General features: G+C 72.2%; 22 protein-coding genes. 11 read left to right on the top strand and 11 right to left on the bottom strand.

Going from position 1 to position 22840, the window contains the following annotated elements:
- Positions 1-3 precede the first annotated feature (3 nt).
- A complete protein-coding gene (locus tag ACH4U7_RS45190; protein WP_398533600.1) occupies positions 4-792 on the bottom strand; it encodes a VOC family protein in 789 nt (262 codons plus the stop codon).
- Positions 793-972: 180 nt separating this feature from the next.
- Between ACH4U7_RS45190 and ACH4U7_RS45185 the strand changes: the two genes are divergently transcribed.
- The gene (locus ACH4U7_RS45185; RefSeq protein WP_398533599.1) at positions 973-1470 is read left to right on the top strand and encodes an RDD family protein; all 498 of its coding nucleotides are present in this window, start codon (positions 973-975) and stop codon (positions 1468-1470) included.
- 13 nt (positions 1471-1483) lie between these two features.
- Here the strand turns inward: ACH4U7_RS45185 and ACH4U7_RS45180 are convergent, their stop codons facing one another.
- The 3 genes from ACH4U7_RS45180 to ACH4U7_RS45170 form a co-directional block, all read right to left on the bottom strand.
- Entirely contained in the window at positions 1484-2164 is a 681-nt protein-coding gene (locus tag ACH4U7_RS45180; RefSeq protein WP_398533598.1) for an ABC transporter ATP-binding protein, read from the bottom strand.
- A gap of 84 nt (positions 2165-2248) precedes the next feature.
- Positions 2249-3760, bottom strand: a complete 1512-nt coding sequence (locus ACH4U7_RS45175) for an ABC transporter permease (protein ID WP_398533597.1) — start codon at positions 3758-3760, stop codon at positions 2249-2251.
- A 129-nt stretch (positions 3761-3889) separates the two neighbouring features.
- Positions 3890-5176 carry an Ig-like domain-containing protein gene (locus tag ACH4U7_RS45170; RefSeq protein ID WP_398533596.1) on the bottom strand — a complete coding sequence of 429 codons (1287 nt, stop codon included), beginning with the start codon at positions 5174-5176 and terminating at the stop codon, positions 3890-3892.
- Between the two features lie 399 nt (positions 5177-5575).
- On the opposite strand from ACH4U7_RS45170, the gene ACH4U7_RS45165 reads away from it, so the two are divergent.
- Complete coding sequence (locus ACH4U7_RS45165) at positions 5576-5854, top strand: hypothetical protein (RefSeq protein ID WP_398533595.1); 279 nt, start codon at positions 5576-5578, stop codon at positions 5852-5854.
- 40 nt (positions 5855-5894) lie between these two features.
- Here ACH4U7_RS45165 and hutH read toward each other — a convergent pair whose 3' ends face one another.
- The 6 genes from hutH to ACH4U7_RS45135 form a co-directional block, all read right to left on the bottom strand.
- Positions 5895-7439 carry a histidine ammonia-lyase gene (hutH, locus tag ACH4U7_RS45160; RefSeq protein ID WP_398533594.1) on the bottom strand — a complete coding sequence of 515 codons (1545 nt, stop codon included), beginning with the start codon at positions 7437-7439 and terminating at the stop codon, positions 5895-5897.
- Positions 7440-7545: 106 nt separating this feature from the next.
- On the bottom strand, positions 7546-8787 hold the full coding sequence (locus tag ACH4U7_RS45155) for a diguanylate cyclase domain-containing protein (RefSeq protein WP_398533718.1): 1242 nt from the start codon (positions 8785-8787) through the stop codon (positions 7546-7548).
- A gap of 70 nt (positions 8788-8857) precedes the next feature.
- On the bottom strand, positions 8858-9697 hold the full coding sequence (locus ACH4U7_RS45150) for an enoyl-CoA hydratase/isomerase family protein (RefSeq protein WP_398533593.1): 840 nt from the start codon (positions 9695-9697) through the stop codon (positions 8858-8860).
- A 105-nt stretch (positions 9698-9802) separates the two neighbouring features.
- Positions 9803-11317, bottom strand: a complete 1515-nt coding sequence (locus ACH4U7_RS45145; protein ID WP_398533592.1) for a cytochrome P450 — start codon at positions 11315-11317, stop codon at positions 9803-9805.
- Positions 11318-11586: 269 nt separating this feature from the next.
- Positions 11587-12849, bottom strand: coding sequence for an adenylate/guanylate cyclase domain-containing protein (locus ACH4U7_RS45140; RefSeq protein ID WP_398533591.1), 1263 nt, complete (start codon positions 12847-12849; stop codon positions 11587-11589).
- 207 nt (positions 12850-13056) lie between these two features.
- Positions 13057-13944, bottom strand: coding sequence for a biotin--[acetyl-CoA-carboxylase] ligase (locus tag ACH4U7_RS45135; RefSeq protein WP_398533590.1), 888 nt, complete (start codon positions 13942-13944; stop codon positions 13057-13059).
- A 174-nt stretch (positions 13945-14118) separates the two neighbouring features.
- On the opposite strand from ACH4U7_RS45135, the gene ACH4U7_RS45130 reads away from it, so the two are divergent.
- The 8 genes from ACH4U7_RS45130 (at position 14119) to ACH4U7_RS45095 (ending at position 21722) form a co-directional block, all read left to right on the top strand.
- Positions 14119-15714, top strand: a complete 1596-nt coding sequence (locus tag ACH4U7_RS45130) for an acyl-CoA carboxylase subunit beta (RefSeq protein WP_398533589.1) — start codon at positions 14119-14121, stop codon at positions 15712-15714.
- A 38-nt stretch (positions 15715-15752) separates the two neighbouring features.
- Positions 15753-15959 (top strand): acyl-CoA carboxylase epsilon subunit, encoded by a 207-nt coding sequence (locus tag ACH4U7_RS45125; RefSeq protein WP_319695883.1) that lies wholly within the window; start codon positions 15753-15755, stop codon positions 15957-15959.
- A 174-nt stretch (positions 15960-16133) separates the two neighbouring features.
- Positions 16134-16265, top strand: a complete 132-nt coding sequence (gene mmpB / locus ACH4U7_RS45120; RefSeq protein ID WP_014177193.1) for a morphogenic membrane protein MmpB — start codon at positions 16134-16136, stop codon at positions 16263-16265.
- Positions 16266-16625: 360 nt separating this feature from the next.
- On the top strand, positions 16626-17120 hold the full coding sequence (locus ACH4U7_RS45115) for a hypothetical protein (protein ID WP_398533588.1): 495 nt from the start codon (positions 16626-16628) through the stop codon (positions 17118-17120).
- A 98-nt stretch (positions 17121-17218) separates the two neighbouring features.
- Positions 17219-19024: a hypothetical protein gene (locus ACH4U7_RS45110; RefSeq protein ID WP_398533587.1), complete on the top strand. Its 1806-nt coding sequence runs from the start codon at positions 17219-17221 to the stop codon at positions 19022-19024.
- Positions 19021-19752: an ABC transporter ATP-binding protein gene (locus ACH4U7_RS45105; RefSeq protein WP_398533586.1), complete on the top strand. Its 732-nt coding sequence runs from the start codon at positions 19021-19023 to the stop codon at positions 19750-19752. The genes ACH4U7_RS45110 and ACH4U7_RS45105 overlap by 4 nt, the downstream gene beginning before the upstream one ends.
- Positions 19749-20966 (top strand): FtsX-like permease family protein, encoded by a 1218-nt coding sequence (locus tag ACH4U7_RS45100; protein ID WP_398533585.1) that lies wholly within the window; start codon positions 19749-19751, stop codon positions 20964-20966. The genes ACH4U7_RS45105 and ACH4U7_RS45100 overlap by 4 nt, the downstream gene beginning before the upstream one ends.
- Before the next feature lie 138 nt (positions 20967-21104).
- A complete protein-coding gene (locus ACH4U7_RS45095; RefSeq protein WP_398533584.1) occupies positions 21105-21722 on the top strand; it encodes a nucleoside triphosphate pyrophosphatase in 618 nt (205 codons plus the stop codon).
- Between the two features lie 74 nt (positions 21723-21796).
- Here the strand turns inward: ACH4U7_RS45095 and ACH4U7_RS45090 are convergent, their stop codons facing one another.
- Positions 21797-22288, bottom strand: a complete 492-nt coding sequence (locus ACH4U7_RS45090; RefSeq protein WP_398533583.1) for a hypothetical protein — start codon at positions 22286-22288, stop codon at positions 21797-21799.
- Between the two features lie 391 nt (positions 22289-22679).
- Here ACH4U7_RS45090 and ACH4U7_RS45085 point away from each other — a divergent pair.
- Positions 22680-22840 (top strand): biotin carboxylase N-terminal domain-containing protein (locus ACH4U7_RS45085; protein WP_385349699.1); only part of this gene is annotated, 161 nt, incomplete at its 3' end.

The following is a 22840-nucleotide window of genomic DNA, read 5'->3' as shown; positions in this document are numbered from 1 at the left end:
CGTTCACGCGCTCATCGGCTTCGGGGCGATCACGGCGAACGACGCCCCCTGCGAGTCCTGGACCACGGCCATCCGGCCCGCCACCATGTCGAAGGGCTCCTTGCACACCGTCCCGCCCGCCTCGGCCACCTTCGCCGCGGTCGCGTCGGTGTCCGCGACCGCGAAGTAGACCAGCCAGTGCGAGGCCGCCTCGGACGGGGCCGCTGCGCCCAGCGGCCGCATCCCGCCCACCGGGCGGCCGGTCACGGACAGTGAGAAGTAGTCCTCGGCGCCCTCCATCGGGGCGGTCTCAAGCCCCAGCGCCGCCGCGTAGAAGGCGGCCGCCGCCTCGATGTCCGTGGTGTTGAGCTCGTTCCAGATCAGCGCGCCCGGCTCGTTGGCGATGCCCGCGCCGGGGAATTCCCGCGCCTCCCAGACGCCGAAGACGGCCCCGGTCGGATCGGCGGCCACCAGCATCCGCCCCAGGTTCATCACCTCGACGGCCGGGGTGAACGTGGTGCCCCCGTTGCGGGTGATCGCCTGGAGCGTGGCATCGGCGTCGGCGGAGGCGAAATACGTGGTCCACACGGGCGGCGGCGCCGGCTGGTCGCCCATCGCCTCGGCCGACATGATGCCGGCGACGGGCTTGCCCTTGAGGGTGCACAGCGCGTATCCGCCGGTCTCGGGCGGGCCGGGGCTGCCCTCCCAGCCGAGGACCTTGGCGTAGAAGTCGAGGGCGGCGACCTGGTCGGAGGCCACCACATCGATCCAGCAGGGGGTGCCGGGCTGGTAGGGCTCGGTGACTTCGGGCATCGGCGCCTCCGGGTCGGGCCCCGGCCGTCGCGGCGGCCGGACGAAATCCCCTCGGCCCATTCTCCCGGGGTGCGGCGGCGCCGCCACTCGGCGCGGCACCACACCCCTCTCACCGCATCGATACCGGCCGCGCACCGTCTTGAGAAAAGACCGTCACAGACGCACGGCAGGATGCCCACCATGATCGACTCCCAGGGGCGGCAGCCCTACCCGCACCCGTACGCCCATCCCCCGCATCCACAGCCACAGCCACAGCCCCAGCCGCCCGCCGTCCCCGAGGCCATCGGCGATTTCCGGCGGTGGTTCTCGGCGACCGTGGACGGCCTGGTCGCACTCTTCGGCGGCATGGCCATCGCCGTACGGCTGATTCCCGCCCTCGGTGGGCCGGAGCCGTTCTGGGGCACCATCCTGGCCGGGGTGTTCGGGCTGTCCTTCCTCCACCATGTGCTGGGGCCCTGGATCTTCCGGACGACGATCGGCAAATTCCTGTTCGCCGCCCGGGTGGTGCGCGACGCGGACGGCGGGCGGCCGCGTTTCTGGCAGGCAGTCCGGCGCTGGGCCTACGGGCTGACCTGGCTTCCGATGCAGCCGCTGCTGAGCCTGTTCGGAGACGACGGCGACCCGTACGAGGATGCCTGCGGGCTGCGTTACGTACGCGCCAAGGACCTGCGGCGCTGACCGCCAGACGGTCTTAGGCGGCCCGCTCGGTGATCTTCACCTTGCCCTTCTCGATCGTGGCCAGGCGCGGGGCGCGGCGGGCGAGGGCGCTGTCGTGGGTGACCATCACAAACGTCAGGCCGTGCTCCTCCCACAGCCCCTCGAGCAGGGTCATGATCTCGTCGCGCATCGACTCGTCCAGATTGCCGGTCGGTTCGTCGGCGAGCAGCACCTTGGGGCGCTTGACCAGCGCGCGGGCGATCGCCACGCGCTGCTGCTGGCCCCCCGACATCTCGCCGGGCAGATGCCCGAACCGCTCGCCGAGCCCGACCGACTCCAGCGCCTCGGCGGCGCGCGTACGCCGCTCGACGGCCTTGACGCCCAGCGGGACCAGGGCGGTCTCCACGTTCTCCTGCGCGGTGAGCGTGGGGATCAGATTGAAGCTCTGGAAGACGAAGCCGATGTTCTCGGATCTGACCTTGGTGAGCCTGGCCTCGCTGAGCGAGGCCAGATCGACGCCGTCGAGCTCGACCGAGCCGGAGGTGGGGCGGTCCAGGCCGCCGAGCATCTGCAGCAGGGTGGACTTGCCGCCGCCGGTGGGGCCCTGGATCACCAGACGGCCGCCGTCCTCGATGGTCAGATCCACACCGGCGAGGGCGTCGACGGTGTCCTTGCCGCGCCGGTAGCGCTTGGTGACGCCGCTGAGCTGGTACATGGGGTGACTCCTTGACTCCTGGTCAGGCGTTCAGGCGTGGGGCAGGGGGTGGGGCAGGGGGTGGGGGGTTGGGCGGATGCCGGGCTACTCGACGCGGCGCAGGGCGTCCGCCGGGCGCAGCCGCGAGGCGCGCCAGCCACCGAAGCCGCCAGCCACGAGCCCGCCGGCGACGGCGAGGCCGACCGCCAGCGCGATGGTGGCCGTGGAGACCGGGGCGGTGAGCGCCACATCCAGGGTCTTGGCCGCGGCCTGGCGCAGCCCGCCGCCCATGCCACCGCCCATGCCTCCGCCCATGCCGCCCCCGGGTCCGCCGCCGCCCGGACCGCCGCCCAGGCCCATGCCGCCGCCCGAGGAGCCCAGTTCGGCGGTGAGGCTGGGGCTGATCGCGGTCACCGCGTACGCGCCGGCGAGGCCGAGCCCGATCCCGAGCGCGCCGCCGAGCAGGCCGTTGACCAGGGCCTCGCCCACGACCTGGCGGGTGACCCGGCCGCTCTTCCAGCCCAGCGCCTTGAGTGTGCCGAACTCCCGCACCCGGCGGCTGACCGCCGAGGAGGTGAGCAGCCCGGCGACGAGGAAGGCGGCGGCCAGGACGGCGATGGACAGCCACTTGCCGACGTTGGAGGCGAGGTCGGAGGCGGTGGACAGGGAGCCGGAGACGGTCTTGGCGAGGTCGGCGGAGGTGGTGACCGTGGTGCCCGAGACGTTCTTCTGGATGGCCGACTTGACGCTGTCGATCCGCTGCGAGTCCGCCGCCTTGACGTAGACGGTGGTGACCTTGTCCTTGGAGTCGGAGAGGGTCTGCGCCCGCTTGAGCGGAATGTAGACATTGGCGGCGGCCGAGCCGCTGTCGGCGGTCGCGACCCCGATGACCTCGAACTTGGTGCCGGAGATGGTGATGTCGTCGCCCACCGCCAGCTTCTTCTCCTTGGCGTACGAGCCGTCGACGACCGCGACCTTGGCGTCGCTCTGCGCGCTGGTGAAGGTCTTGCCCTTGCTGATCTTGGAGGAGGTCAGCGGGCCGAGGCCGAGATGGGCGACGTCGACCCCGTAGACGGAGAAGGAGTTGACGTCGAACTGGGCGCCGCCGCCCTCGACCTGCCCCTGCGGCCCGCCGCCCGCGCCGCCGGGGCCGCCCTGCCGGTTGCTGCCGCCGGAGTTCTGGTTCTGCTTGAACTCACCCCGCTTGAACTGCCCGCTGACCTTCAGGACCTGCAGATTCAGCCCGCCGACCGCATCGGCGACCCCACTCTGCTTTCCGATCTTGGTCACGGTCGCGGCGGACAGGGTCTGGAAGCCCTGCACCATCACCCGGTCGCTGCTCTGCTCTTTGTCGTCGTCGCTGTCGCGGGCGTCGAACTCGAAGCGCGGGCGCGAGTTCTGGTCGCTGCCCGAGGACGCCTGGCGGGCCTTGGTGACGGTCATATCGGTGCCCAGCCCGTACAGCGACTCCAACACCTTGTCCTGCGCGCGCTCCATGCCGGAGGACACCGAGGTGACGACGATGACGAGCGCGATGCCCAGTGCCAGACCCGAGGCGACGACGAGCGCCGCCTTTCTACGGCGGCGCAGCTCGCGCCGGAGGTAGGTGAAGAACATGCGCGCGACGGTAGGGGCGTCATGTGATGAGCGGATAAGGACGGGATGAGAGCACGCTTAAGAAAGCCGACGGGCGGCGGCCGGCCTGAGAAGGCCGACCGCCGCCCGGGCGGGAGTGCTAAGGGTGCGTCAGGCGCCGGTGGCGCTGCCCGCGACCCACTCGCTCCAGCTCATGTTCCAACCGTTCAGGCCGTTGTCCGGCGCGACGGTCTTGTCCTTCGAGTTCTTCACGATGACGACGTCACCGATCTGCGACTCGTTGTAGAACCAGGTCCCGTCGGTGTTCGGGTCGTTCGCGCCCTTGGTGTCCGACAGGCCCACACAGCCGTGGCTGGTGTTGACCGCGCCGAAGATGGACTTGGCGCCCCAGTAGTTGCCGTGGATGAAAGTGCCCGAGGTGGTCAGGCGCATGGCGTGCGGCACGTCCTTGATGTCGTACTCGCCCTTGCCGTCGTTGTCCGTGAAGCCGACCGTCGCCCCGTTCATCCGGGTCTCCTTGAACTTCTCGGAGATCACCATCTGACCGTTGTACGTCGTGTTCTCCGGGCTGCCGGCCGAGATCTTGATGGTCTTGAACAGCTTGCCGTCGCGCACGACCTTCATGGTCTTGGCCTCGGCGTCGACCGTGGAGACCTGGGAGCGGCCGATCTTGAAGGTGACGGTCTTCTCCTGGACGCCCTTCACCCCGGGCGCGCCCTCGACGCCGTCGAGGTCCAGCTTCAGGGTGACCGTCGAGTTGGCCTTCCAGTACTCCTGCGGCCGGAAGTCCAGGCGCTGGCTGCCGAACCAGTGGCCGACGACCTGCTGACCGCTGCTGGAGGTGACCTTGATGCCCGACTGGACGGCCTTCTTGTCGCTGATCACCTTGTCGAAGTTGATCGACACGGGCATCCCGACGCCGACCGTCGAACCGCTCTCCGGCGTGAAGTTGCCGATGAAGCTGTTCGCCGGCGAGACGGTGGTGAAGGAGGAGTTCTCAGTCGCCTTGCGGCCCTTGGAGTCCTCGGCGATCGCGGTGATCTTGTACTGGGTGGACCGCTCCAGCTGTCCGCTCGGCTTCCAGGACTTCCCGTCGGACGATATGGAGCCGGGGACCTTGGTACCGGTCGCGGCCGAGGTCATGGTCACGTCCTTGAGCGTGCCGCCGGCGACGGTGACCTTGGCGTCGCTGTTGATGCCCGCGTTGGTCGCTCCAGCCTTGGGCGTGATCTTGATGTGGGCTTCCGACGCGTCCTTGGCCGCCGCCTCGTCCACCTGCGACTGCGACTTGTCGCCGCCGGCGTTGTTCTTGTTGCCGTCGCTGCCGCCGTCGTCGCCCCCACCACACGCCGCGAGGGTCAGTACTCCGCCGAGCACGGCGGCCGCGGCCACCAGCCCCCTACGACGCTTGCCGTCCGTCATCACACGCTTCTCCATTGATCTGGACCCCAGAAACCCCGGACCTATCTGACAAGAACGCCTGTACCTTTTGGCCGGTTCCACGCACAGTAAAACTGTGCGGAAGGCCACTTAGCAAAGACGCCGGTCAAGCCCGTGGCCCGACCGGGGTACCCGGCACCCGTGCGGCGCAGTCGTCCCGTCCCCTCTTATCCTCCAGGACGCCGAAGCGCAGCGCTCCGTTCCACCTCGGCGCGTCGGGATAGCGGATCCCCCAAGACCCCCGAGGCAAAAATCAAGCAAAGTCGCACAAAGCATGACGTCTCAGGACTGCCCATACGACGGAGGGTATGCCTCCGGGCCGTCTCGCTTCCGCGCGACCCGCAGTTGTCACTACGATCGGACGCACGGGGCCAATTCACCACAGCCTCAAGGAGGATGCCGTTGTCCGCACGCCGACCGCTGCTGACCGCCGCCGCCGCGGGCTCGCTGCTGTGCGCCCTGTGGTTCGTCCCGTCCGCGAACGCCACCGTCGAGCGGGACAGCCAGGCCCCCGCCGAGCAGACGAGCACCCAGCCCGCCGCCTCCGGCGAGAACCTGGCCGACACCGGCAGCGTGGACGTCACCCCCTACCTGGTCGGCGGCACCGCCTTCCTGGGGCTGGGGGTCGCCATGGTGACCGCCTCCGTCCGCCGTACACGGCCAGAGGCGTACTAGGGGCGCACCAGCGCTAGCGCTTACGCCTGCTGGGCCCTGCTCAGGCCAGCGGGCCGGTCACCTGCTCCACCGTCTCCGCCAGCTGTCCCGACCGTACGAACGCGTCCGCGGCCGCCAGGTCCGGCGCCAGATAGCGGTCCTCCCCCGGGCCCTCGACGCCCGCCCGGCGCACCGCCGCCAGCACCGCCCGGCTCGCGGGGGCCGGCGCGAGGCCCTCCCGCAGCTCGATCCCACGGGTGGCCGCGACCAGCTCGACCGCGAGCACCCGGGTCAGGTTGTCCACCGCCGTCCGCAGCTTGCGCGCCGCCGACCAGCCCATCGAGACATGGTCCTCCTGCATCGCCGAGGACGGGATGGAATCGACGGAGGCGGGCACCGCCAGCCGCTTGAGCTCACTCACCAGCGCCGCCTGGGTGTACTGCGCGATCATCAGCCCGGAGTCCACGCCCGCGTCCCCGGCCAGGAACGGCGGCAGGCCGTGGGAGCGGTTCTTGTCCAGCAGCCGGTCGGTGCGGCGCTCGGCGATCGAGGCGAGGTCGGCCACGGCGACGGCGAGGAAGTCCAGCACGTAGGCGACGGGCGCCCCGTGGAAGTTGCCGTTGGACTCCACCCGGCCGTCCGGCAGCACCACCGGGTTGTCCACCGCGGAGGCCAGCTCGCGGTCGGCGACCAGCCGGGCGTGCGCGAGGGTGTCCCGGCCCGCGCCCGCGACCTGGGGCGCGCAGCGGACCGAGTACGCGTCCTGGACGCGCGGTGCGTCGTCCTGGTGGTGTCCGGTGAGGCCCGATCCGGCCAGCACCCGCAGCATGTTGTCCGCGCTCGCCGCCTGCCCGGGGTGCGGCCGGATGGCGTGCAGCTCGGGCGCCAGCACCCGGTCGGTGCCCAGCAGCGCCTCCAGCGACAGCGCGGCCGTCACATCGGCGACGGTGAACAGCCGGCCCAGGTCCTCGCAGGCCATGATCAGCATGCCCAGCATTCCATCGGTGCCGTTGAGCAGCGCGAGCCCTTCCTTCTCGCGCAGCTCGACCGGCTCTATGCCGTGCTCGGCCAGCAGCTCACCAGCCGGGCGCAGCACCCCGTCAGGGCCCTCGGCCTCGCCCTCGCCCATCAGCGTCAGCGCGCAGTGCGACAGCGGCGCGAGGTCGCCGGAGCAGCCCAGCGAGCCGTACTCGTGCACCACGGGCGTGATCCCCGCGTTGAGGACTGCGGCCATGGTCCGTACGACGAGCGGGCGCACGCCGGTGCGGCCCGAGGCGAGCGTCTTCAGCCGCAGGAACATCAGCGCGCGCACCACCTCGCGCTCGACCCGCGGCCCCATACCGGCGGCGTGCGAGCGCACGATGTTGCGCTGGAGCTGAACGCGCAGCTCAGGGCTGATGTGGCGGACGGCGAGGGCGCCGAAGCCGGTGGAGACGCCGTAGACGGGTTCGGGCTTGGCGGCGAGGTCGTCGATGACCTGGCGCGAGGCGGCGACGGCGGCCAGGGCCTCCTCGGACAGCTCGATCCACGCGCCGTCGCGCGCGACGGCGATCACATCGGCGGCAGTCGTCCCGGAGGTGCCCAGCACCACAGAATGCATATCCATATTCAGGCACCATAGATAGTGAATCCCTGTCTGTCACCCGCCCCCTGGGCCGGCCCCGGGCGCCGACCCCCTGAACCGGTCCCGGGCCCTGGCCACGGATCACGTCTCAGAGGCGGCCCCTGAAGCGACGGCGCTCGGGGCCTTGGGCCAAGCGGTCCGAGGCGGCGCTGTCGGCCAGCCGCACCACCGGGTCCTCCGGGCCGCCCTCCCGCCCCGCGACCACCGGCTTCGCCGAGCGGGCGGCCTTCGCCCGGTACTGGGCGGCGTCCGCCAGCCGGAACAGCCGCCGGGCGGTGTGTACGGGGCCGATCGGATCGCCGGTCGAGGCGACCCCGCAGGCGACCCCCTCGCCCAGCTCCAGCTCGGCGGCCCTGCGGCACAGCTCATCGGCCACCCGCACCACCTCGTCCGCCGAGGGACCGACCTCCACCAGACAGAACTCATCGCCACCCAGCCGGGCCGCCAGGGCCCCCGGGAGCATGGCGCCGCACAGCGAGAGCACCGAGCCGAACCGTTCCAGCAGCCGGTCGCCCACCGCATGGCCCAGTGTGTCGTTGACCTGCTTGAGCCCGTTGAGGTCGCACATCACCAGGCTCACCACCGCCCCGTCCCGGCGGTGCTCCTCCAGCGCCTCGTCCAGCCGTATGTCCACCGCACGGCGATTGCCGAGCCCGGTCAGCGGGTCGGTGAAGGCCAGCCTGCGGGCCTCCTCCAGCCGCTCGGTCTGCGCGATCCCGGCGGCGGTCACCGCGGCCAGGACCGTCGCGAAGTCCGCGTCGGCCCGGCCGAACACCGGCTCCCCGGCCCGCCGCGCCACATACAGCTCACCCCACGCCCGCCCGTGCAGCACGATCGGCGCGACCACACAGCTGCCCCGCCCGCGCCGCCGCAGCGCCGCCACCCGGCCGGGGCTGACGCCGCGCAGCGCCCCCCGAAGGCCGCCGGCCGTATCCGTACCCGTACTCGTATCCCTGCCCGGGCCCGGACCCCAGCCGTCCCCGTCCGGCCCGGCAGCCACCTCCACCCAGGCGTGCGGCTCCCCGCCCCGCGCCCACTCCTCATGCAGAAACTCGGTGATCTCGGGGAACTCATGCACCGGATAGAACTCGTGCTCGGGGAACTCCTCCTCCCCCGCGGCCAGTTCCCCGCTGTTGACCAGCACCCGCAGCCGCCCCAGCTCCCGCTCCCACACCGAGACCGCCGCAAAGCTCCCGCCCAGCGCGCGGCGCGCGGCCTCCGCCGCGGACCGCACCGCCTCCCGCGGGATGTGCGCGGCCGCCATCGACTGCGCCAGTCCCACCACGGCCATCAGCCGCGCATCACCCTCGCCCGTCACCACGCCTCGCATTCCCCTGCCGCGCACACCGCACAGTCCAGCGTAGGAATGTTCGGCGAATTCCGCCTTGTCCCGTCCCGGGTTATTCGCCGGGCCAGTTCGGTGTGCGCTTTTCGTTGAAGGCCGCGACGCCCTCCGCCCGGTCCCCGGAGAAGGCCACCGACCGCCACGCCGCGTCCTCGATCTCGAGCCCTGCCCGCAGATCCAGTCCGTAACCGACCCGCAGCGCCCGCTTGGCCGCCCGCAGCCCGACCGGTGAGTTCGCGGCGATCCGCCCGGCCAGCTCCAGCGCCTCGGTACGGTCCTCCCCATCCGCCACCAGCCGGTCGACCAGGCCCAGCTCGCGGGCCTCGGCGGCGGCCACCCGCCGCGCCGTGAAGATCAGCTCGGCGGCGCGGGCGGCCCCCACCCGGCGGGGCAGCAGCTGGGTGCCGCCCCCGCCCGGGATCACCCCGACCGAGACCTCGGGCAGCCCGACCACCGCCGTGCCGTCCGCGACGATCAGATCGCAGGACAGGGCCAGCTCGAAGCCGCCGCCCAGCGCATAGCCGTGCACGGCGGCCACCGTCGGCATCGGCAGCTCCAGCACCCCGGTGTAGGCGGCGCGGGCCAGCGGGCGCTGCCGCCCCAGCTCGGCGTCGCTCAGGGAGTTCCGCTCCTTGAGGTCCGCGCCGACGCAGAACGCCCGCTCGTGCGTGGAGGACAGCACCACGGCCCGTACGGACCCGTCCTCGGCCAGCGCGGCGCACGCCTGGGCGATGCTCCGCGCCATCCCCGTGGAGACGGCGTTCATGGCCTTCGGCCGGTCCAGCACCAGTTCGGCCACGAAGCCTTCCCGCCGGACCGCGACCCACTCGCCGTAGCGCTGCTCATCCACACGACCCTCCCGGTTAACGACCGTGAACACGTCGGGACGGATCATCGCAGCCCGCGCCGCCCCCGGCCAGTGGGCACCGGGGGCGACGAGACATCGACCGGACCGACGAACGGACGCCGTACGGGCCGGCCGGAGGCCAGGCGGCGCCGGTCACTTGCGGGAGCGCCGCCATCTGGCCAGGAAGGCCAGTACGCCGGTGGGCTTGGGCTTGGCCGCCTCCGCTTCCGCGTCCCCCGGAGCGCCACCGGGCTCCGCCGCGGCAGCCCCCTCCGCGCCCGGCACGGCCGGCAGACCCGTCGGGGCGGGCGGGACCTGCGGGTCCGCCGGAACCTGCGGAACAGGTGCCGACGCGGCCGCGGGGGCCGCCGGGATCTGCTGGGCCGGGGCAGCCGGCTCGCTCTTCGGCGGCTCGCCTACGGGCGCGAACCGCACCGGGAGCGCGGTCAGCCCGCGTTGGTACAGCCCCGGGCGCCACTCCAGCTTCTCCGCGGCGACGGCCAGCTCGATGTCCGGGAGCCGGTCCAGCAGCTTCTCAATGGCCGCGGTCGCGACCAGCCGCGCCTGGCTGCGGCCGGAGCAGGTGTGCTGCCCGGCGCTGAAGGCCAGGTGGGCCCGGTTTCCCTGCTTGTGCTGGGAGGAGTCGAGCGCGTCCTGGTTGCCCCCGGCGAAGCTGATCACCACGGGCTCGCCCGCGCGCAGCCGGGTCCCGCTGATCGTGACGTCCCGCAGCGGCCAGTGCACGGCCAGATTGGCCAGCGGCGGTGCGGTCCACAACACCTCGTCCAGAGCGTCCTCGACGAGCATGCCCCCGCCCGCCAGGTCCCCCGCGAAGCGCTCGTCGGTCAGCAGCACCCGCAGGGCGTTGCTGACAAGACTGGCCACCGGCTCGACGAACATGCCCATCAGCAGCAGCAGCTGCTCGACCAGCTCCTCGACGTCCAGCCGCGCCGGATGGGCGATCAGCCAGGAGGTGACGTCCGGCCCCGGCTCTCCCCGCTTGAGCTCGATCAGGTCCTTCAGCGTCGCGTCGATGTCCTGGGCCGCGGCCATCGGGTCGCGACCGTCCAGCAGCCGCGCCATGCCCGCGAACAGCCGGTCCGCGATGTCCTTCGGGCAACCGAACAGCTCGCCGACGGCCAGCATCGTGACCAGCTGGCAGTACTCGGGGATCAGATCGGCCTCGCCCACCACGGCGAACTGGTCGATCAGCGAGTCGGCTATGCGCTCCACATAGCCGCGCAGCGCCCCCAGGTCGATCCGGCTCATGCTGTCGTCGATGGCGCTGCGCAGCCGCCGGTGCGCCTCCCCGTCCACCCAGCCGGCCTGGGCCCGGGGCCTGAGCAGTTGCGCGGAGTGGGTGGCCTCGGGAACCCGGCCCTCGTTCATCGCCCGCCAGTTCCGCGGATCCTTGGAGAACATCTCGGGCCGCCGCATGATCTCCAGAGCCGTCTCGTACCCGACGCACAGCACGGCCGTGACGCCCGGGTCCAGCTCCACGGGCGCGAGCGGGCCGTGGGTCTCGCGCAGCCGCTTGTAGACGGCGTACGGGTCCCGGAAGAACTCGGGTGTGTAGAGCGGCTCGGCTCCGGTGCCGCCGGCATGCGCCGGGCAGCCCGGCGGGGGAACGGCAGTCGGCTGGGCGACCGATTCGTAAGGCTGGCTCACAGTGCTCCTGGCTTCTGTCTTCGGTACAGGCCGACAGCGCGAGGGCATCGGGCTCAGGGCCCGCCGGGGATCGCCAAGATCCACTCCCATCGCGCGCAGGTAGGCTAGCGCGAGACGGAGGGGATGCACCCCGGCCTTCGGCGAACAGGCACAGGAACTGCGCACAGGAGTACGCAGTTCCTTAGTACTCGGAACCACGAGCGGCGTCCGGCCGTCCCGGAAGCCGGATCGGCACCGCCAGGTCAGACCCGCAGGATCAGCACCGCGGCTCACCCCCGCCGGGTCAGCAGCCAGGGCTCCACGACGCCCAGCCCACGCACCGGCCGCTGCCAGGTGGGCTGGAGCGCGAAGCGGTACGAGGGCGGCTCCTCGCCCTCCTTCTCCGCGGCGGCCGCCTCCTCGGCGGCCTGGGCCTCCGACACCGGGGCCGCCCGCAGCCGCCCCAGCTCCTCCGCGAACGCGCCGTCCACCAGGACCGCGTTCTTGGGGGCTATGGAGGTCAGCCGGCTGGCCAGGTTCACCGTCGTCCCGAAGACATCGCCCATCCTGGTCGTGACGGTCCCGAAGGCCATCCCGACCCGCAGTTCGGGCATCGTCTCGTCGTGGGTCAGCGTCTCGATCAGCCGCAGCCCGATCTCGGCGGCGATGCTCGCGTCGTCCGCCGCGTACAGCACCTCGTCGCCCAGCGTCTTGATCAGCCGCCCGCCGTGCGCGGCCACCAGGTCGGCGGCCGTGGTCTCGAACGCCTCGACCAGCTCGCCGAGCTCTTCCTCCTCCAGCCGCCGGGTCAGCCGGGTGAAGCTCACCAGGTCGGCGAAGCCCACCGCCAGCCGCCGGTCGACCATCTCCGCGTCGTCCGCCGCCTGCACCACGCGGCCGGTCGCGGCCGCCAGCTGCCGCCGGTAGACGTAGACCAGGAACTCCTCCAGCTCCGGCAGCAACAGCTCCACCAGCGGATAGGCGATCTCGGTGCGCGTCATCCCGGTCTCGTGCGGCTCGGTGAGCCCTTCCAGGAAGGAGTCGATCTGCCAGTCGGCCAGCCGGGCCGTGGTCTGTCCCGTCGACCGCGCCACCTGGATGGCCATCGGCTCGCTCAGCAGCCCGGCCTCCACCAGACCGGCCAGCCGCCGCAGCGCCAGCACGTCCGCCTCGGTGAGCGCCTTGGCCTGGCCGATGTCGGCGAAGCCCATGGCCCGCCAGAAGCGGGTGGCCAGCTCCACGGACACCCCTGCGCTGCGGGCCGCCTGGAACGGCGTGTACTGCCGCTCAGCCCCGAGGATCAGCTGCTCGAGCCGTAGCGAGAGGGGGTCGAGCTCGATCTCGTCGGCACCGGCCGCGGTGTCCTCGTCGGCCGCGGTGTCCTCATCGACGACCGCCCGCTCGCCGGAAGCCGCCCGCTCGCCGGCCGCAGTCTCCCCGCCGGCCGCAGTCTCCCGGCCGGCCATCGCCTCACCGACCGTCGCCTCGTCGCCGACCGCGTTCCGGGCCCCGGCCTCCGGAGCCGCGCCGGAATCCATGTCGTCGGCGGTCACCGGCGGCCCCCTGTCCGATCCCTGCGCACTGCCCTTCCGTTCCCTCTTCCGGTTCGGTTCCGGCCCACGGCCGCCCCGAACTGGGCGGACCGCCACAACGATACGTCAGGTGTGCCCTAGCTCACTCTCCCCTGCGAAGCTGGGAAAACTCTTTGCTCAGGGGCGCAAAAATTTCTCGCGATCTCTGCTTTCCGGCCACCCGAGGGGCTATGACGCGGGGCGCAGATGCACGATGTCCCCGGCGGAGACCGGCTCCTGTACGCCGCCCTCCGTGGCGAGCACCAACCGCCCGTCGCCGTCGATCGCGACGGCCTCGCCGACGCGCTCCCCGCCGCCGGGCAGTTCGGCGCGCACCCTACGGCCCAGGGTGGCGCACCCGGCCGCGTACGTCTCCTGCAGCCCGCACGGCCCGGGGTCGCCCTCGAACCGGCGCCACTCCCCGTACCACTCCTCGATCGACCGCAGCACCGCGCGCAGCAGCGGGTCCCGGTCGGTGGAGACGGCGCCGGCGAGCGCCAGCGACCCGGCCGTGGGCACGGGCAGCTCGTCGGCGTGCAGCGAGATGTTCAGGCCGACGCCGATGACCACCGCGTCGCCGGTCCGCTCGGCCAGGATCCCGCCGAACTTCCGCTCCTCCCCGCCGACCGTCACCAGCAGGTCGTTGGGCCACTTCAGCGCGGTGTCCACGCCCGCCGTCCGGGAGAGCGCCCCGGCGGCGGCGACCCCGGCGAGCAGCGGCAGCCACCCCCACCGCTCGGTGGGCACCCCGGCGGCGCCCGGCCGCAGCAGCACCGAGAAGAACAGCCCGGAGCGGGGCGGGGCGGTCCAGGTGCGGTCCAGCCGGCCGCGCCCTGCGGTCTGCTCCTCGGCGATGAGCACCGCGCCCTCCGGGGCCCCGGCGGCCGCCCGGGTCACCAGGTCGGTGTTGGTCGAGCCGGTCGCCTGCACCACGTCGAGCTCGGTCCACAGCCTGCCGGGACGCACCAGCGCGCGCCGCAGCGCGGTGCCGACCAGCGGGGGACGTTCCAGATCGGACCAGCGGCCGCCGGGGCCGCCCGGGGTTCCCGGGCTCCCCGGGGTGTCAGAAGGCGTCATAAGGGCCAGCCTAGGGTCAGGAGGTGTGGCCAACGACGCAGTGCCCACATGCAGTCCCGCCGATACGCTACGAGCCGGTAGCCCAGCCGGCGCAAGCCCCCTTTCCCGCCCGCCAACCCCCGTTTCAGGGCCTGATCCCATAAGCCCCCGAGGACGAGCAGGAGCCGCATCCCGATGTCCGAGCCTGAGATCTCCTCCGAGATTCCCGATCGTCACACCACCGCGGGCAAGCTCGCGGATCTCCAGCGCCGCATTGACGAGGCCACGCACGCGGGCTCGGCGCGAGCGGTGGAGAAGCAGCACGCCAAGGGCAAGCTGACCGCGCGCGAGCGGATCGGCCTGCTCCTCGACGAGGGCTCGTTCACCGAACTCGACGAGTTCGCGCGGCACCGCTCGACCAACTTCGGCATCGAGAAGAACCGCCCGTACGGCGACGGCGTGGTGACCGGCTACGGCACGGTGGACGGCCGTCCGGTCTGCGTCTACTCCCAGGACTTCACGATCTTCGGCGGCTCGCTCGGCGAGGTCTACGGCGAGAAGATCGTCAAGGTCATGGACTTCGCCCTGAAGACCGGCTGCCCGATCATCGGCATCAACGACGGCGGCGGCGCCCGGATCCAGGAGGGCGTGGTCGCCCTCGGCCTGTTCGCCGAGATCTTCCGGCGAAACGTTCACGCATCGGGCGTCATCCCACAGATCAGCCTGATCGTCGGGCCGTGCGCGGGCGGGGCCGTCTACTCCCCCGCGATCACCGACTTCACGGTGATGGTCGACCAGACCTCGCATATGTTCATCACCGGACCGGATGTGATCAAGACGGTCACCGGCGAGGACGTGGGTTTCGAGGCCCTGGGCGGCGCCCGTACGCACAACACCACCTCGGGCGTGGCCCACTACATGGCCGGCGACGAGAAGGACGCCTTCGAGTACGTCAAGGCGCTGCTGTCCTACCTCCCGTCCAACAACCTCTCCGAGCCCCCGGCCTTCCCCGACGACGCCGACCTGGCGGCCAGCGACGAGGACCGGGAGCTGGACGAGCTGATCCCGGACTCGGCGAACCAGCCGTACGACATGCACAAGGCGATCGAGCACGTCCTGGACGACGGCGAGTTCCTGGAGACCCAGCCGCTCTTCGCGCCGAACATCATCACCGGCTTCGGGCGGGTCGAGGGCCACCCGGTGGGCATCGTCGCCAACCAGCCGCTGCAGTTCGCGGGCTGCCTGGACATCGACGCCTCGGAGAAGGCCGCCCGCTTCGTGCGCACCTGCGACGCCTTCAACGTCCCGGTCCTGACCTTCGTGGACGTGCCCGGCTTCCTGCCCGGCACCGACCAGGAGTACAACGGCATCATCCGGCGCGGCGCCAAGCTGATCTACGCCTACGCGGAGGCGACCGTCCCCCTGATCACGGTCATCACCCGCAAGGCCTTCGGCGGCGCGTACGACGTCATGGGCTCCAAGCACCTGGGCGCGGACCTCAACCTGGCCTGGCCGACCGCGCAGATCGCGGTCATGGGCGCCCAGGGCGCGGTGAACATCCTGCACCGGCGGACCATCGCCGCCGCCGACGACCCCGAGGCGACCCGCGCCGAGCTGATCGCCGACTACGAGGACACGCTCCTCAACCCGTACATCGCCGCCGAACGCGGCTACGTCGACGCGGTGATCATGCCGTCCGACACCCGCCGCCACATCGTCAAGGGCCTGCGCTCGCTGCGCAACAAGCGCGAGAGCCTGCCCCCCAAGAAGCACGGCAACATCCCGCTGTAGGCAACATCCCCCATCCCTCCTCAGGAAGGGCTGTTTCCATGATCAAGATCGTACGGGGCAATCCCACCCCAGAGGAGCTGGCCGCCGCGCTCGCGGTGGTGCAAGCGCGCGCGGCGGCCGCCGCGGCCGCCGCGCAGGGCGAGGGCGCGCCACCCGAGTGGTCCGACCCGGCCCGTACCGTCCCCGCCCGCCGGGTGCCACACCCGGGGCCGCGGGCGTGGCGTACGACGTACTGGCCGAGCTGAGTGCCGGTCGCGCTGAGTGCCGGTCGCGCCGAGTAGCGACCGACCTGAGGCGACCCTTCCCAGGTCACCGCTTTCGCGACGGCACCTTTTTCGCAGAAATTGTCCCTTCCGCCCGTGGCGCCTGAGTACGCGTACTCAGGCGCCACGGCCATGGGACGGCGCAGGATCGAGTGCATGCTGTGGTCCGATCCGCCCGATGAGCCGCCCGAGGAGCTGCGGCGGGCCCAGGACATGCTCCGCCGCGCGGGCACGGTGCTCGCGGTGGCGACCCTGACGCTGATGGTGCTGCTGAGCCTGCGGCCGTGACCGCCGGCCAAGCCCTGGTCCCTGACCGGCGGCCGAGGCTGTTCGAACTGGGCTTCAATTGATCACAACCCCTCCCGAACGGTCACCGAGCCCTCTCAACTCGTTCGGCCCGGTACACGATCACGGTCTGTGAAGATCCCTGGTCACAACCACGCGTTCAGCACAAAGGCCACCGGCGGACACAGTTGAACACATCACACCCTCCAGATCTATGAGCTGACATCAGGTCATATGCGTTGTAGCTACTTTCGCATGCCGTATACCGAGCAATACGGTTGCAAGCGGCACGGGGGACTCAAAATGCACATGGCCCTCGTGTCCGTTCTGCCCCGAAAGGGCCTCGACCGAGGAGTGTGCATCGTGCGCAAATCCCTGAGAATCACCAGAGCGGCAGTGAGCGCCGCGGTCGCCGCGGCGGCCGTCATGCTGGTCACCTCGCCGGCCGGCGCCACCAGCGCGTCCAGCCAGTGGCGGATCCCCGGCGGCGACCTGTGGGAGGTCAACGCCTGGCACTGCGCGACCTACTGGGACACCTGTGACTGGACCGCCTCAGTCAAGCTGCTGGGTAACAACCCGGCCAACGCCATATGGATCAACAACCGCACGGAGCTGGAGGCCCACGGCGTCGGGGTGTCCATCGAGATCTCCAAGGAGCCCAAGGCGACGCTGACCATGGTCAGCGAGTCCCTGGGCCAGGTCACCTGGACCAACAACAACGCCTGGATCGCGGACAACAGCGGAACCATGGACCCCAGCGGGGCGACGGTCTACGTCTCGACCCGTAGCTGCGGCTCCGGCCAGGTCACGCCCGACATCTTCGTGTCGGAGAAGTGCGTGTACGCCGGGGCCTTCTGACCCACGGCCGGCCGACTGCCGGGCCGGCCGTCATCCGGCCCGGCAGCCCTTTCCCCGTACCCACATTCGAGAGTTGCGACGCCGCCATGAGCTTCCGCATGTCCTCACCGCCGCGCCGCGCGGCCGCGCTCGCCGCCGGCGCACTGGCCGGCGCGCTGGCCGCCGCCCTGCTGACGGGCTGCCAGTCGGCCGCGTCCGACAGCGGCGAGCGCCGGCCGGTGACCGAGGAGCTGTCGATCCTGATGAGCGCTCAGAACCAGCTGTACTACCCGCCCTTCCTGCGCGACGAGCCCACCGGGCCACAGGACAACGCCTACGCCCAGCGCACCCGAGCGCTCCTGGGCACCCCGCCCCGGCTCGACCTGAACCACAAGACCGCCGAATTCTTCCGCCAGGACGCGCTGGGCTCCTCCCCGCTGTGGGGACGCGGCTGGCTGGTCCCGCTCGCCGCATCGGGCGCCGACGGGCTGCTGAACGACCGCGACGCCGCCGACGTACGCCGGATGCGCACCGCCGACGGCTGGTACCGCGCCCCGCTGCCCCGGCGCGCCGCCCGCTCCCAGCCCACCGAACCCGCCGAACCCGCCGAACCGGCCGGTCAACAGGCCAAAAACGCCTACCGGGCCGCGGCCACCGCCACCGCGCTGGAGATCCTGCGCGCCCACGGCGGCATCACCGAGGCCGACCGGCGGGCCACCCTGCCCTGGCTGCACAAGGCAGCGGCGCACCCGGGCACCCTGAGCGAGTCGGCGGACGTCGCCCGTGGCCTGCGCCTGCTCAACGCCCCCGTCCCGGCCCGGCTCGCCGCCGTCACCCCGCCGAAGACCGCCGAATTCACCTCCCTGGGCGGGAAGCAGCGGTACCAGGCGCTGCTGGACGCCTACCAGTACGCCCGGCTGCGGGAGTCGGCCGGCCAGAAGGCCGAGCTCGACCCCGAGGTGTGGGGCACCGTCCTCAGCCGTAACGCCGCCACCTTCAGCTACCCCGACCTCTACTACGCCACCTTCGTCGCCAAGGCCGCGGGCGCCCCCGCTGCCGCCCTCGACAAGGCGCGCGACCGGATCCGGGCGAACACCCTGCCCGGCGGCGCGGTCCGCGACCCCGGCGGCTACCTCGGCAGCCCCGAAGCCTCCTTCTACGCCCTCCTGCTGCGCGGGCTCTCCGGCGAACCCACCCACGACGGCCGCCTCGCCAAGGCCCTGGGCAAGGTGGCCACCGACCCCCGCGCGGCGGGCGACCCCGCCACCCGGCTGACCACCGCCGCGGCCGCCGCCCTCGCGGGCGCGGGCGGACGCACCACCTCCGCCGCGGCCGCGCTGTGCCGCTCGGCCCAGGTGGTGCCCCATACGGTCACCGCGCACAGCGCCGAGAAGTGGGCCCGCACCGCCCTCGCCTGCGACCGGGCCGGCGCCCCCGCCCAGGCCCCGCGGACCACGCCCTGGCCCCTGAACGACGCCGAACGCGTCACCGCCGCCGCCACCCTCGCCACCGGCCTCGCCGACACCGGCCGGCCGCCTCGCCCCGCCCGCTGGGTCACCGCGCGGCAACTCCGCCCGTGGGCGACCGACCCCAAGCGGCTGGACTCGGTCAGCGGCTACGCCACGGTGGTGCGCGCCTATCTGCTCGCGGGAGGGAAGGCCGACGCGCCCTTACGCGAGGCCGTCGCGCGCGGCATCGACGCCCGGCGCGGCTGCCCCCGGCTGCCGAACCTGTACCGGGCCGACGCGGAGGGCGGCTGCGACCTCAAGACGACCTGGCACGTATGGCAACTGAAGAAACAGCTCAAGGAGCAGTACGGAACGCGGGAGCCGAAGCAGAACGGACCGCGGGAGCCGAAGCAGAGCGGAACGCAGAGCGGGACACAGAACGAACCGCAGGGCGGAAAACAGGAGGCGGACGGGTGACCCCGGTGAACCCCCTCCCCCAGCCGCCCGAAGCGCGCGCCGTCCACAAGTCCTTCGCGCTGCGCGACCACCGCGTCGATGTACTGCGCGGCGCCGACCTGTGCCCGGCCCCCGGCCGGATCACCGCCCTGGTCGGCCACTCGGGCTCCGGCAAGACCACCCTGCTGCAGATCCTCGGCCTGCTGCTGCCTCCCGACTCCGGCTCCGTACGGATCGAGGAGCGCGACGCCTGGCAGCTGAGCGACAACGAGCGCGCCGATCTGCGCCGCCGCCGCATCGGCTTCGTCTTCCAGACCGCCAATCTGCTGCCGCAGCACTCCGCGCTGCGCAATGTCGCCCTCCCCCGCCCCGGCGACGCACACCACGCCCGCCGCGCCGCGCGGGAGCTGTTGGACCGGGTCGGCCTGGCCGGGCGGGCCGACCACCGTCCCGGCGAGCTGTCCGCCGGGGAGCAGCAGCGCGTCGCCCTCGCCCGCGCGCTGGTCAACGGCGCGGGAACGGTGCTGGCCGACGAACCCACCGGCAATCTGGACGCCGACAACGAACGGCGGATGCTGCGGCTGTTCCGCGAGACCGCCGACGAGGGGCGGGCCGTACTGCTGGTGACGCACAGCCCCGCCGTCGCGGACGTCGCCGACACCGTCCTGAGCGTGACCGACGGCCACGTGATCCCCGAGGCCCGCGATCTGTCGCCGGCCGACAGCCCGACGCCAAAGGCCCGGCCATGACCTTCTACCGCCTCGCCGCCGCCAATGTGCGCTCCATGTGGCGGCGTTTCGTCGGCCTGGTCGCCCTGCTGGCCATCGCCGTCGCCGTCTGCCTCACCGCCTTCGCGGTCTCCGGCCGCGCGCAGGAAGCCGCCGACCAGCGCGTCCAGGAAGGCACCGCCAACCGCAGCGTCACCGTCGAGCGCCTGGCCGGCCGCCACGGCGCCAAGCCGCTGACCGGCACGGCGGTCCGCCAGCTCGCGGACATCCGGCACGTGGCCTCCGTACAGCCGCGCGCCCAGGTCTCCTTCGGCTACAAGGGCCCCGGCGCGCCGGGCGCCCTGCTGTACGCGACCACCGCCCGCCCCGCCCTCAAACCGCCGGTCACCCGCTCCGTACGCGCCGGGCTCTTCCCGCTGCGCCCAGGAGAGATCGTGCTGCCCGAACACGCCCAGGGGAACGACCTCTCCCCGCTGCTCGGCAAGAAGATCACCGTCGAGACCACGCACGCCGAAAGCGCCGGCCAGGGCCGCGGGGCCGCCGCGCACATCCGCGTCGTCGGCCTCTTCCAGCCCAGCTGGCAGCTGGACGGCCCGGACGCGGCCTACGCCGACGACGCCACCGTGGTGCGCTGGGCCGCCGCCAAGGCCGGTGTTCCGGCGGACCAGTACGTACGCACCGTCGGCTACGACCGGATCACCGTCGTAGCCGACTCCGCCGACCACGTCGGCAACGTGCTCCGCTCCGTCCAGGCCAAGGGCTACTCCGCGGCCAGCCTGCAGCAGGAGATGACCGCGCTGCCCGGGGTCCTGAAGCTGATCCGCGCCACCGGCCGGATCCTCCTCGTCGTGCTCGGCCTGCTCGCCCTCATCGGCGCACTGGTGGTCACCGGCGCGCTGGCCCGGCAGCGGGTACGCGAGATCGGCATCCTCAAGGCCGTCGGCTTCCGCACCCGGTCCGTACTGGCGATGCTGATCACCGAGATGGCCGTCGTCGGAGCGTGCGGCGCCGCGCTCGGCGCCGCCCTCGGCACGGCAGGCGCGGCCGCCACCGCCGCCGGCCTACGCGACCGCCCCGACCTCGGCCCCTACCTGACGGACCGAGTCCCCCTCCCCGGCGCCACCGCGCTCAGCGGAGTCCTGCTGCTCACCATCGCCGTCACCGTCCTGGGCGCCTGCCTCCCGGCCCAACGCGCGGCCCGCCTCCCTCCGGCAGACGCGGTCCGCGAGTGGTGAGCGGGAGCCCTCGGCTCCGGCGTGCCCCTCGGCTCCGCGTGCCCCTCGGCCGCCCGGCGTGCCCCTCTGCTGCGGGCGCAAGTCGATGCTGCGGGAGGGGCGGGTTGGGGGGCAGGGGCCGCCGCCTACCCTGGGCGCATGACTGACACGCGGCACACCCTCATCCTCGCCTCCGCCTCCCCCGCCCGTCAGGCCCTGCTGCGCCAGGCCGGGCTGGCGTTCGAGGTGATCGTCAGCGGTGTGGACGAGGACGCGCTGAGCGCCGACACCCCCGCCGAGCTGGCGCGCATACTGGCCGAAGCCAAGGCGGGCGCCGTGGCCGCGCTTCCGGCGGCGGCCGGGGCACTGGTCGTCGGCTGCGACTCGGTCCTGGAACTCGACGGGCAGGCGCTCGGCAAGCCCGCGGACGCCGAGGAGGCCACCGCCCGCTGGAAGTCCATGCGCGGCCGCTCCGGCGTGCTGCGGACCGGGCACTGCCTGATCGACACGGCGACCGGCCGCCGCACCTCCGACACCGCCTCCACCACGGTCCACTTCGGCGAGCCGGCCGACGCCGAGATCGCGGCGTACGTCGCCACCGGCGAACCCCTGCATGTGGCGGGCGCGTTCACGCTCGACGGGCGCTCGGCGCCCTTCGTCGACGGCATCGAGGGAGACTCGGGCAACGTCATCGGGCTGTCCCTGCCGCTGCTGCGCCGGCTCCTGGCCGAGCTGGGCGTGAGCATCACCGACCTGTGGGCCGACGCCGGGCAGTGACCCCGGGAGCCCAGGCGCCCCCGGCCAGGCAGAACGCCAGCGGCCTTCAGCCCCTCACGCCGGATCCGGATGCGTCACGCCGGATCCGGATGCGGCGCGTCCCCGCCCGAGGCGCCCCGGGCCCCCGTGGTGCCCGGGGCGGCGGCGTCGGGCTCGGCCGCGCCCGCCGACTCGTCGTACGACAGGAGGCTCAGCACGATCAGGCCGAGCATCACCATCATCAGCGCGAAGGCCGTCCAGCCGACCAGGCCGACCACGAAGGCGCCCACCAGGGCGTGCACCACCGCGCAGGTGATGAGCAGAATGCGGGCCACGCGCCCGGGGGCGCGGTCCCGTACGCCGGCGCGCAGCAGCACTACGGCGCACAGCAGCAGGTAGAGGCCGAAGAGCCCGCCCGCGACCCATGTGCCGATCGACATCGCGTCCGTGTCGAGGCCGGCCAGGGACATCTGCTGTCGGTCGACCACCAGGCCCAGGATCCAGTTGAGCAGCGCTATCCCGGCCGCCTCCACGATCAGCATCACGGCCGTCACCACGGCCACGGGTCTGCGCGCCACCCCGCCCACCTCTTCCGCTGCACCGGTTCGGGGCCGTCCCTCCGAGAAGGTTCGACATCGAAGGTTCGACATCGCGAACGCTACTAACGGGTAAGCCCCCCGACAAGAGGGCGCGAACACACTTGTACGACCGGAACGCCGCGGCAAAGTTTCCGCCCTCCGTTCGTAGGGATTCCACAAAGAAACGCGCCGGACCGCCGCTCCGACCACCGGTGAACCCGGCCACAACGCGAACCGCCCTGCGGCCCGAAAAACCGGGCGTACCGTGGAACGACGGGGGAGTCGGCTGCCTCTTCTCGGCAGGGTTCACGCTCCGTGTGGTCAACCTCACGCCCGAGTTCTTCTCGGCTTGGGGTGTGGCCAGTACCTAAACTCGGCTTGTTTCAAGGAGGGAGCCATCGTGCGCAAGGTGCTCATCGCCAATCGTGGCGAAATCGCGGTCCGCGTTGCCCGTGCCTGTCGGGACGCCGGGATCGCGAGTGTTGCGGTCTACGCCGATCCGGACCGGGACGCGGTACACGTGCGCGCGGCCGACGAAGCCTACGCGCTGGGCGGTGACAC

Source organism: Streptomyces sp. NPDC020845 (assembly GCF_044334165.1).
Taxonomy (GTDB): Bacteria; Actinomycetota; Actinomycetes; order Streptomycetales; family Streptomycetaceae; genus Streptomyces.
Note: the sequence above shows the minus strand (reverse complement) of the source record. Positions and strands in the feature narration are given on the sequence as shown.